The organism is Nocardia sp. No.11, assembly GCF_038752175.1.
In the GTDB taxonomy this organism is placed as follows: domain Bacteria; phylum Actinomycetota; class Actinomycetes; order Mycobacteriales; family Mycobacteriaceae; genus Nocardia; species Nocardia canadensis.
Genome location: NZ_JBCGFB010000177.1, coordinates 1 through 9,744 on the forward strand (window position 1 = coordinate 1; position 9,744 = coordinate 9,744).

Sequence of the window (9,744 nt, forward strand, 5' to 3'; positions counted from 1 at the left end):
GCTGGCCGAGGGCAAGCGCCAGGACGCGCCGCGACCGGTCGCGCCCCCGCAGCGGATCGAGGCGCCGCAGGAACCGGCGGCCGACAAGCCCGCGCGTTCGAAGCGCTGGCTGCTGGCCGTCGCCGGCGCGGCGGTGCTGGTCATCGCCCTGATCGCGACCGTGGTGGCGCTGATGACCGGCGGGGACAACTCGCCGGAGGGCCAGGTCCGCACCGCGATCGGCGACTACGCCGACGCGCTGCGCAGCGGTGACCTGGACAACCTGCGGTCGAGCACGTGCGGCCAGCTGCACGACTTCTATCAGGGCATCACCGCCGACCAGTTCAAGGGCGTGCATCAGCTCTCGACCGAGCGCGGTTCCATCCCCGTCGTCGCGAGCGTGGATGCGGTGCGCATCACAGGCGACACCGCGCTGGCCGAAGCGACCGTCTACACGTCGGCGGATCCGTCCAAGCGGACCGCGCGGACCTTCGACCTGCAGCGCACCGACGGAAACTGGAAGGTCTGCGACCCCGCGGGCACCCCGTAGCGGCGTGTCGACCCGTCGTAGCGGCAGTTGATGACCGCTATGACGGGTCACACATAACTGGTCATCCGGTTGGGTACTCGAGTAACATTTTCCGGATCATGAGCAGGGAACAGACAGTGTCGCAGCCGGGCACCGAAGCTGTGGTCCCGGATGCGTCGCTGGTCGGCCAGCGCTTCGGTTTCCGCGATCACTACGAGGTCGGCCGCGAGAAGATCCGGGAATTCGCCAGGGCCGTGCAGAACACGCACCCCGCCCACCACCAGGAAGTCGACGCGCGCAAGCTCGGGTACGACGGCGTCATCGCGCCGCCGACCTTCGCGTCGGTGATCGGGATGAGCGCCACCAGGGCGCTGCTCGACAGCGTGCTCACCGAGTACGACCTCTCCCAGGTGCTGCAAACCGACCAGGTCTTCGAGATCTACCGGCCCATGCTGGCCGGCGACCGGATCCGGACCGAGATCGAGATCGAGTCGATCCGCCAGTTCGGCGACAACGACTTCGTCAACGTCGGCTTCACGCTGGTCAACCAGGACGACGAGATCGCCGTGCAGGGCACCACCACCATCGTGGCCCGCCGCGGTGTCGAGGTGGACCCCAACATCGTCGAGGCCGTCGAGAACATCAGCATGCACGCGCGCCCGGCCGCGATCGCCGGGGTCGACACCGACGACATCCTGATCCGCCGCACCGGCCCCGCGCCGGTCGCCCCGGCACCCGAGTTCGCGCCGGTCAACACCGTCCCCGAGTTCGGCTCGGTGGCCAAGGGCGACGAGCTGCCCGCGGGCATCGCCAAGGTGACCCGCGGCGACCTGGCCAACTACGCCGGTGTCTCCGGCGACCCGAACCCGATCCACTTCAGCGATCGCGCCGCCGAACTGGCCGGCCTGCCGACGGTGGTGGCCCACGGGCTGCTCACCATGGGCCTGGCCGCCCAGTACCTGAGCGACTGGCTCGGCGACCCGACCGCGATCGCGAAGCTGGCCGTGCGCTTCTCCGGTTTCGTCCCGGTGCCGCCTGCCGCGGCGGGCGTCATCGAGTTCTCCGGCAAGGTCAAGTCGATCGACCCGCAGCGCCGCGGCGCCACCATCCTGTTGAGCGGAATCTCCGAGGGCCGCAAGCTCTTCGGCCGCGCCGTCGCCGAAGTTCGCCTCACCTGAGACGTCGTCGCCGGTGGCCGGGGCGAAACGCCTAGGCCACCGCGATGAACGTCAGAATCGTCGCCCCGATGCGGATGAGGTCGCCGTCGGCGAGCAGCGCGCCGCTGTCGATCGGCACCTCGTTGACGTAGACACCGTTGGCCGAGTGCAGATCCTTGATCAGCAGGCCGGCGCGGCTGGGCATGATGTGGGCGTGGTAGCGGCTGGCCTTCGGATCGTCGAGGACCAGCTCGTTGTCGGTCATCCGGCCGATCCGCAAGCCGCCGTGCGGAATCGGGATGGTGCGACCGTCGGCGAAGCGCAGGTTGCCGTTGCGGATCGAGCGCGGCACCTCGGTGACCGTCTCGGTCATCGCCGCCGCGAGCTGCTCGGAACGCTTGGCCTCCACCACATTCAGCGGTTCCTGCCGCAGCACCCGCTGTTCCAGCTCGATCAGCGCGGCACCGGGATCGATGCCGAGTTCCTCGGCCAGCACATTGCGCACCCGGCGGCACGCTTCCAGCGCGTCGGCCTGGCGGCCGGACAGGTAGAGCGCGGTGATCAGCTGACCCCACAGCGGCTCGCGCAGCGGGTGCTCGTTGGTCATCGAGACCAGCTCACCGATCACCGAAGACGCCCGCCCGCAGGCGATTTCGGCGTCGACGCGGGCGGAGACGGCCAGCAGCCGCTCCTCGTCCATCGCGGTGGCGAAGCCGTCGGCGAATTGCAGACCGGCCAGGTCGGCCAGCGCGCGCCCGGACCACTCCCGCAGCGCGGCGCCGAAGAGGTTGGCCGCGCCGGGGTGATCGCCTACCTCCAGGCAGCGGGTGCCCGCCTCGCGCGCGTTCTCGAACCGGCCGAGATCGCACGCGGTGTCCGGGATCTCGAGCCGATAGCCCGCGCCCTCGGTGCGCAGGACCTGAGCCGAGTCGATGCCCGCGTTGCGCAGGGCCTTGCGGATGTTCGAGACGAACACCTGCAGGCTGGCGGCGTAGGAGTCCGGCGGATCCTCGTTCCAGACCATCTCGGCCAGCACGGCAGAAGACACCGCGCGCCGTCGGTTGACGGTGAGCGCGGCTAGCAGAGCGCGCGGCTTGGGCCCGCCGACCGCCACCGGCTCGCCGCCGACCAGCAGTCGAACGGGCCCGAGCACACGGACATCAAGACTCATGAGCTCGGGCCCCGTTTGATTGTCGCGAAAGGCCGATCAGGAACCGCTGACGGAACGACCGGCCGACTTCAGGTCGTTGCACGCCTCGACGACGCGCGCGGCCATCGAGGTCTCGGCCTTCTTGAGGTAGCTGCGCGGGTCGTAGACCTTCTTGTTGCCGACCTCACCGTCGATCTTCAGCACACCGTCGTAGTTGGCGAACATGTGGCCGGCGACCGGACGGGTGAAGGCGTACTGGGTGTCGGTGTCGACGTTCATCTTCACGACGCCGTAGCGCAGCGAGTCCTCGATCTCGGACTTCAGCGAGCCCGAGCCACCGTGGAAGACGAAGTCGAACGGCTGCGAGCCCTCGGGCAGCGCCAGCTTGGCGGCCGCGACGCGCTGGCCTTCGGCCAGCACCTCGGGCTTGAGCACCACGTTGCCCGGCTTGTACACACCGTGCACGTTGCCGAAGGTGGCGGCCAGCAGGTACTTGCCGTTCTCACCGGCGCCGAGCGCGTCGATGGTCTTCTCGAAGTCCTCGGGCGAGGTGTAGAGCTTGTCGTTGATCTCGGCCTCGACGCCGTCTTCCTCGCCACCGACGACGCCGATCTCGACCTCGAGGATGATGTTGGCGGACTTCGAGAGCTTCAGCAGCTCCTTGGCGATCTCGAGGTTCTCGTCGATCGGGATGGCCGAGCCGTCCCACATGTGCGACTGGAACAGCGGGTTCTGGCCGTTGTTCACCCGCTCCTGCGAGATCGCGAGCAGCGGACGCACGTAGGTGTCCAGCTTGTCCTTGGGGCAGTGGTCGGTGTGCAGCGCGATCGTCACGTCGTACTTCGCGGCGACCACGTGCGCGAACTCGGCCAGCGCCACCGCGCCGGTGACCATGTCCTTCACGCCCAGACCGGAGCCGAACTCGGCGCCACCGGTCGAGAACTGGATGATGCCGTCGCTGCCCGCGTCCGCGAAGCCCTTGATGGCGGCGTTGATCGTCTCCGACGAAGTGCAGTTGATAGCCGGGAATGCGAACGAGTGCGCCTTGGCCCGGCCGAGCATCTCGGCGTAGACCTCCGGAGTCGCGATAGGCACAGCAGTGACCTCCGTGTGTGGGGAGCGAAAAACCAATTCTGTCAGGCGTCAGCCTACTGTGGGCCACTCATGTCACAGATTCGCCCGGTACTGTGGGGGCCGTGACTTTGCTGGCGGTATCCGATGCGGTGACGAACAACCTTGCGTTGACCCAGTTGCTGGACCCGATGTATCTGCTCCAGGAGACCTGGCTCAAGAACGCGGTCCTACCCGCCATCCTGGCCATCGTCTTCATCGAGACCGGCCTGCTGTTCCCGTTGCTGCCCGGTGACTCGCTGCTGTTCACCGGCGGCATGCTGGCCGCGCAGCCGAACCCGCCGGTCTCCATCTGGGTGCTGGTGCCCCTGGTGATCCTCGTCGCCTTCGCCGGCGACCAGTGCGCGTATTGGATCGGTCGCAAGATCGGCCCGGCCATCTTCAAGAAGGAAGACAGCCGCTTCTTCAAGAAGCAGTACGTCATCGAGACGCACGAGTTCTTCGAGAAGCACGGCCCCAAGACCATCATCCTGGCCAGGTTCGTGCCGATCGTGCGCACGTTCATGCCGGTGCTGGCCGGTGTGTCGAAGATGAGCTACCGCAAGTACGTGGCGTTCGACATCGTCGGCGCGGTGCTGTGGGGTGGCGGTGTCACGGTGCTCGGCTACTTCCTGGGCAACGTGCCGTTCATCCGGGACCACATCGAGGGCATCTTCCTGCTGATCGTGTTCGTCTCGATCCTGCCCGCGATCATCACCGTCGGTAAGAAGGTGCTCGACAAGCGTCGCGGTACCGCGCCCACCGAGGACGCGCCCGCCGCCGAGCTGGCCGCTTCGGCGAACGAGATCCGCTGAGCAAGTGACCGCAGTACCGTCGACCCTGGCACTGGGCAGCTTCGAGCCACTGATCTCGGCAGGCCCCGCCGTGGTCTGGACGGTTGTCCTCGTCTTCGTCTTCCTCGAATGCGCGTTCATCATCGGGCTGTTCCTGCCCGGTGACTCCATGCTGATCACCGCCGGCATCGTGATGGCCTCGCACGCCAACGGCGAAGCGCAGGTCTGGGCCCTGTCGGTGGGCACCATGGTGGCCGCCATCGCGGGTAATCAGGTGGGCTATGTCGTGGGCCAGCGCACCGGGCACCACCTGGTCGCGCGCAAGAACGGCCGCTATATCAACACCAGGAATCTGGCCAAGGTCACCGCGCTGCTGGAGAAACACGGGTTCCTCGCCGTGCTGGTGGCGCGCTGGATTCCGTGGGTGCGCACGCTGTGCCCGATGGTCGCGGGCGCGGCCAAGATGGATCACCGCCGCTACACCATCGCCAGCACCCTCGGCGCGATCATCTGGGCCCCGGTGCTGCTGTTGATCGGCTACTACGCGGGCGAGTTCCTCGAGCAGGTGCCGTGGCTGATGCCCGCGGTGATCGGCACGATGATCGTCGGCCTGATCATCGGCACGATCCTGGGCCTGCGCCACTACCGGCAGGAGATGGCCAAGCCGGCCGAGGACTTCGATATCGACCGGGCGCCCAGCGTCGTCGGCGAAGCCGAGCGCTGACAGCTCACAGCCCGGCCGCGGTGACCTGGTAGGCGGCTTCCATCAGTATCCAGCCGGACAGCTGCACCGACAGATCGCGTTCCGGCACGACCGAGGCCGTCACGGAACCGCCCGCCGTGAACTTGCCCGCACCGGCCGTGCCGCCGGGTAAGCGGGCGGGTTTGCTCCAGTCGTGGCCGAACAGCGGCTCGCCCTCGACCTCGAGGCGATTGGCCCAGGCCGCGGTCGCCGACGCCTTCACGATGGCCGCCGCGGTCCGCCGATCGGTCTCCTGCTGCTTGCCGTCGCCGGGCAGCATCAGGGCGACGACCGCCAGATAGCGGGCGAGGATGCCGTTGAACAGGCCGCCGTCGCCGCCGCCGCCACCGGAGATCACCAGGCGGGTGGTCATGTGTTCCTCGACGGCGGCCAGCAGGCGGCCGACCCGCGCGAGGTGCCGCTCGTCGTCGTCGATACGCACGGCCAGCTCGGTCTCCAGGCCGAGCACGACGCCCTGGCAGTAGCTGAACACCGGGCGCTCGATCTCGCCGGACGGCAGGTGGATGCCGTCGAGAATCAGGCCGGACTCGGGGTCACGCAGGGTGGCGTCGATCCAGTCGGCCATCTGCTGCGCGCGCTCGACCCGGCCCAGGCGCAGCAGCGCGATGCCCGCCGGGCCGTTGGCGGGGGCATTGAAGAAGTCCGAGCGGACCCGCCACGGGATGCCGCCGCCGGTCTCCGGGTCCCAGGCGCCGTAGAGCTGCTGTTCGAGCGCGACGAGGGCACGGCGGGCGGTGGTCAGCTCCTGGGTGCGCTCGGCGCGTTCCAGCGCGATCGCGAGCCAGGCCATGTCGTCGTAGTAGCGGTTGGTCCAGCCGGTGATGTTGCGGAGCCGGATGGCGCGGGCGATCGCGCCGATCCGCCGCCGCCGCGCGGGCGTGGGGACCCGGTTGGCGGCGTCGACCGCGATGTCGAGCAGATGCGCCTGCCACCAGTAGTGCCAGCCGGCGAAGCCGCGTTCACGCCGGGTGGCAGGCCAGCCGACGACTCCCAATTCCGTTCCGGGACAACCCCACAGCATGCGCAGGTGCCGCGAGATGATCGCGGACTCGGCCATGTCGGCGCGCTCGGACCACAACGCCGGTGTCGGCACGGATCCGGCGCGTTCTGTGGGCTGTGGGCGCCGGCCGCTGCGCGAGGTCATAGGACCATGGTGCCAGTTGCTGCCCGGTTTCCGCGCCCGTTCTGTTACCGATTCGAGGCTGATTCGATCACAACCGGGCCGATACACACATCAAGACGGTCAGGAACCGACCGCTACCAGGCCAGCGACAGGTCGGCGTGCTGCCTGATCCAGGCGTGCATGGCGATCCCGGCGGCGACGCCGGCGTTGATGCTGCGGGTCGAGCCGAATTGGGCGATCGAAACCGTCAGCGCGGCAGCGTCTTTCGCATCGTCGCTGACACCGGGGCCTTCCTGGCCGAACAGCAGCAGGCAGTCGCGGGGCAGTTGCGCGGTCTCCAGCGGGACCGCGCCGGGCACATTGTCGACCGCGACGACGGCCAGTCCCTCGGCGTCGGCGAAGGCGCGCAGCTCGGCCAGATCGCTGTGGTGCACCAGGTGCTGGTAGCGGTCGGTGACCATCGCGCCACGCCGGTTCCACCGCCGCCTGCCGACGATGTGCACCGCGGCCGCGGCGAAGGCGTTGGCGGTGCGGACCACGGTGCCGATGTTGGCGTCGTGCCCGAAGTTCTCGATGGCCACGTGGAAGGGAAAACGGCGCGCGTCGATGTCGGCGACGATCGCCTCGCGGGTCCAGTAGCGGTACGCGTCGACGACATTGCGCCGGTCACCCTCGGCCAGCAGCACCGGGTCGTAGCGTTCGTCGGTGGGCGCCGGGGTGCCGTATTCCTGTTCCCACGGCCCGAGCCCGTGCGGATGCTCGCCCCATTCGGTCGGACCCGCGACCTCGACCTCGGGCGATGGCACTGACTCGTTCACCCGGAGAATGCTAGGTGGGCCCGGGTTACGCCGACGATTCGGCTGCCCCCACGAGCAAGAACACCACCACGCTCGCCACACCGACGAGCAGCGACACCGCCAGCACCACGGTGCCGACGATCCCCATGATGTAGCCCGCGTAGGCCTGCGAGCGCCCGCCCGTCCGGCCCTGCGACGCGTCGATCTCACCGAGCACGGTGCGACCCTTGGCCCAGGCGAACGGCGCGAGGATGCCGCACAGCGCCAGTCCGAGGATGCCGAGGATCAGCACCGTGGTCGCCTGCGGATGATCCGGCGGCGGCCCGTAGCCGGGATATCCCTGGGGCGGGGGCGGAGTGCTCATGCGCGAATCGTAATCGCGGACGCCCCGAACCGGGTGGTGACGCGACCTATCCTGGAGGGCGTAGGGCTCACGGGTGGTTGTCGGTATGGAGCACACGCGCATTGTTCAGGCGCTGAGCTGCGTCGTCGCGATGTATGTCGTCGCGCTCGCGGTCTGGCTCGGCTGGCTCGCCCCGCATACGCCGCCGGGGACGATGCCCTACCAGGTCCTCATCATGGTCGGGTTGTTCGGTTCCGGCGCGGGCATCGCCATGGCGATCGCCTCCATGCCGACCAGGGCCGACCGCAAACTGCGCAGGCACGGGCTGGAGGGCTGGGCGCGTATCGACGGTATGCGCGCGCTGGCACGCACCGACCATTCCAGTGAACTCACCGAATTCGACGTCGAACTGACCGTGCCGGGGTCCGACACGTATCACGGCACGATCGTGGTCGACGTGATGCCGGTGGACAGACCGCGCATGACGATCGGTCAGACCATTCCGATCCGCGTCGATCCGAGGAACCGCGACCGCATCATGCTCCTTCCGCCTTCCCGCGATTCCGGCCAGACGTAGGACGGTCGTCGGCTGAGCAGGCGGCTGCCGGTTCGGCGTGGGGTCGGGTCAGCCCGTGCCCGGCGAGTTACCCAACCGGTCAGCCGGGGGCCGCGTTTGCCGAGGGCAGGGCCACTATCGGGCGGCCGCGACGCAAGGTCCGCTGCCAGCGCTGGGGGTCGAAGATCGCCGGTTCGGTGCTGTCGATGAAGGCCCGGATCAGTTTCACGAAACGGTCCGGGTCGAAATGGTGCGGGAAATGTCCGGCGCCGTCGAAGATCTCGAGCATCGAGCCGGGAAACGCGCGGTGCGCGCGTTCGGCGTGGCCGGAGGGGATGACGGTGTCGCGGGTGCCGCCGATGATGAGCGTCGGCAGGTGCGCGGCCAGGTAGCCCCGGTCGAGCATGGTGATGGACTGACCGCGCCGATCGGCGGCGGCCCGGATCGTGCGCAGGAACGCGTTGCGCGCGGCGGTGTCGGACAGCTGGCCGTAGAGGCCGAGCACGTAGTCGACGTCCGGGCCGAGCCGCAGACCGCCCATGCTGTTGACCACCGGGATCGCCGCGCGCACGACGGTGCGCACCGGCCAGCTGGTCACGGCCATCAGCCCGGGACCAGCGCCGGGCAGGGTGGCCAGCCGGAACGCCGGATGCACCCCCGCGCCCATCCCCGCCGGGCAGACCAGCGCGAGCCGCTCCACTTTCTCCGGGAACTGGTAGGCGAACTGCATCGCGACCCCACCACCGAGCGAGTGCCCGACCACGGTGACCCGCTCGATGCCGAGCACGCTGAGCAGGTCACGCATGCCGTTCGCGTAGGCGGCGACGGCGTAGTCGGCGCGGGGCTTGTCCGATTCGCCGTGGCCGAGCAGGTCGGGCGCGAGCACGGTGAAGTGCTCGGCGAGCGCGTCGAACACCGGCGCCCAGGTCCCCGAACTGTCGGAGATGCCGTGAATGAGCAACAGCGGCGGCCCCGACCCCGCCATCCGGAACGCGCGGCGATAGCCGTGCACCTCGATGAACTGCACTTCCCCGGTCATCTTCGAAGCGTGCGCGGCGGGTGTTGCCGCCGGAGGACACCCAGGTAAGCGCTGTGTGACAGGGAGTATCAGGCACCGCGGCGGGGCGTGCCCACCGCGGGATCGGTCAGCAGATACTGCGCCGCGGCGTAGGTCGCCAGGATGACGCCCTCGCTGATCCGGCGGGTCCGCTCCTCGCGCGCGAACAGGCGACGCAGCACGATCAGCCCGTCCGACACCGTGAACAGCAGCGCGCCGAGACCGAGCCGACTGCGCGGGTCGCCGTTCGGGATGTTCAATCCGGCGATATTCCGGGCGCCCGGCGCTAGCGCGGGGTCCGAGGCCAGGGTCGCGGCGGTGCCGAGAGTGGCGCCGTAGGCGGTCAACGGCACCGCCAGCACCGGGGCCTTGGCCCGCAGCAGACC

At 69.0% G+C, this 9,744-nt stretch carries 11 protein-coding genes and 1 pseudogene; 5 read left to right on the plus strand and 7 right to left on the minus strand.

Going from position 1 to position 9,744, the window contains the following annotated elements:
* Both V8688_RS29850 and V8688_RS29855 read left to right on the plus strand, forming a co-directional pair.
* Positions 1-529, plus strand: a pseudogene (locus V8688_RS29850) (hypothetical protein); the annotation flags it as partial.
* Positions 530-627: 98 nt separating this feature from the next.
* Positions 628-1,686 (plus strand): fused (3R)-hydroxyacyl-ACP dehydratase subunits HadA/HadB, encoded by a 1,059-nt coding sequence (locus V8688_RS29855; RefSeq protein ID WP_342802192.1) that lies wholly within the window; start codon positions 628-630, stop codon positions 1,684-1,686.
* 31 nt (positions 1,687-1,717) lie between these two features.
* Here the strand turns inward: V8688_RS29855 and V8688_RS29860 are convergent, their stop codons facing one another.
* Positions 1,718-2,836, minus strand: coding sequence for a BTAD domain-containing putative transcriptional regulator (locus V8688_RS29860; protein WP_218716177.1), 1,119 nt, complete (start codon positions 2,834-2,836; stop codon positions 1,718-1,720).
* A 36-nt stretch (positions 2,837-2,872) separates the two neighbouring features.
* Complete coding sequence (fbaA, locus tag V8688_RS29865) at positions 2,873-3,910, minus strand: class II fructose-bisphosphate aldolase (RefSeq protein ID WP_218716178.1); 1,038 nt, start codon at positions 3,908-3,910, stop codon at positions 2,873-2,875.
* A gap of 167 nt (positions 3,911-4,077) precedes the next feature.
* On the opposite strand from fbaA, the gene V8688_RS29870 reads away from it, so the two are divergent.
* Positions 4,078-4,740 carry a VTT domain-containing protein gene (locus V8688_RS29870; protein WP_255586704.1) on the plus strand — a complete coding sequence of 221 codons (663 nt, stop codon included), beginning with the start codon at positions 4,078-4,080 and terminating at the stop codon, positions 4,738-4,740.
* Between the two features lie 4 nt (positions 4,741-4,744).
* Positions 4,745-5,443, plus strand: coding sequence for a DedA family protein (locus V8688_RS29875; RefSeq protein ID WP_218716179.1), 699 nt, complete (start codon positions 4,745-4,747; stop codon positions 5,441-5,443).
* Between the two features lie 4 nt (positions 5,444-5,447).
* On the opposite strand, the gene V8688_RS29880 is transcribed toward V8688_RS29875, so the two are convergent.
* The 3 genes from V8688_RS29880 to V8688_RS29890 all read right to left on the minus strand — a co-directional run bounded on the left by V8688_RS29880 (position 5,448) and on the right by V8688_RS29890 (position 7,766).
* Positions 5,448-6,539: a glycoside hydrolase family 76 protein gene (locus tag V8688_RS29880; protein WP_342802195.1), complete on the minus strand. Its 1,092-nt coding sequence runs from the start codon at positions 6,537-6,539 to the stop codon at positions 5,448-5,450.
* A 200-nt stretch (positions 6,540-6,739) separates the two neighbouring features.
* Positions 6,740-7,423, minus strand: a complete 684-nt coding sequence (locus V8688_RS29885) for a TrmH family RNA methyltransferase (RefSeq protein ID WP_218716180.1) — start codon at positions 7,421-7,423, stop codon at positions 6,740-6,742.
* Positions 7,424-7,448: 25 nt separating this feature from the next.
* Positions 7,449-7,766 (minus strand): DUF4190 domain-containing protein, encoded by a 318-nt coding sequence (locus V8688_RS29890; protein ID WP_218716181.1) that lies wholly within the window; start codon positions 7,764-7,766, stop codon positions 7,449-7,451.
* An 85-nt stretch (positions 7,767-7,851) separates the two neighbouring features.
* Between V8688_RS29890 and V8688_RS29895 the strand changes: the two genes are divergently transcribed.
* Positions 7,852-8,322 (plus strand): hypothetical protein, encoded by a 471-nt coding sequence (locus V8688_RS29895; protein ID WP_218716182.1) that lies wholly within the window; start codon positions 7,852-7,854, stop codon positions 8,320-8,322.
* Between the two features lie 79 nt (positions 8,323-8,401).
* On the opposite strand, the gene V8688_RS29900 is transcribed toward V8688_RS29895, so the two are convergent.
* Positions 8,402-9,340, minus strand: coding sequence for an alpha/beta fold hydrolase (locus V8688_RS29900; RefSeq protein ID WP_342802193.1), 939 nt, complete (start codon positions 9,338-9,340; stop codon positions 8,402-8,404).
* Positions 9,341-9,408: 68 nt separating this feature from the next.
* The coding region (locus tag V8688_RS29905; protein ID WP_342802194.1) for a lysoplasmalogenase family protein at positions 9,409-9,744 on the minus strand (336 nt) is incomplete at its 5' end.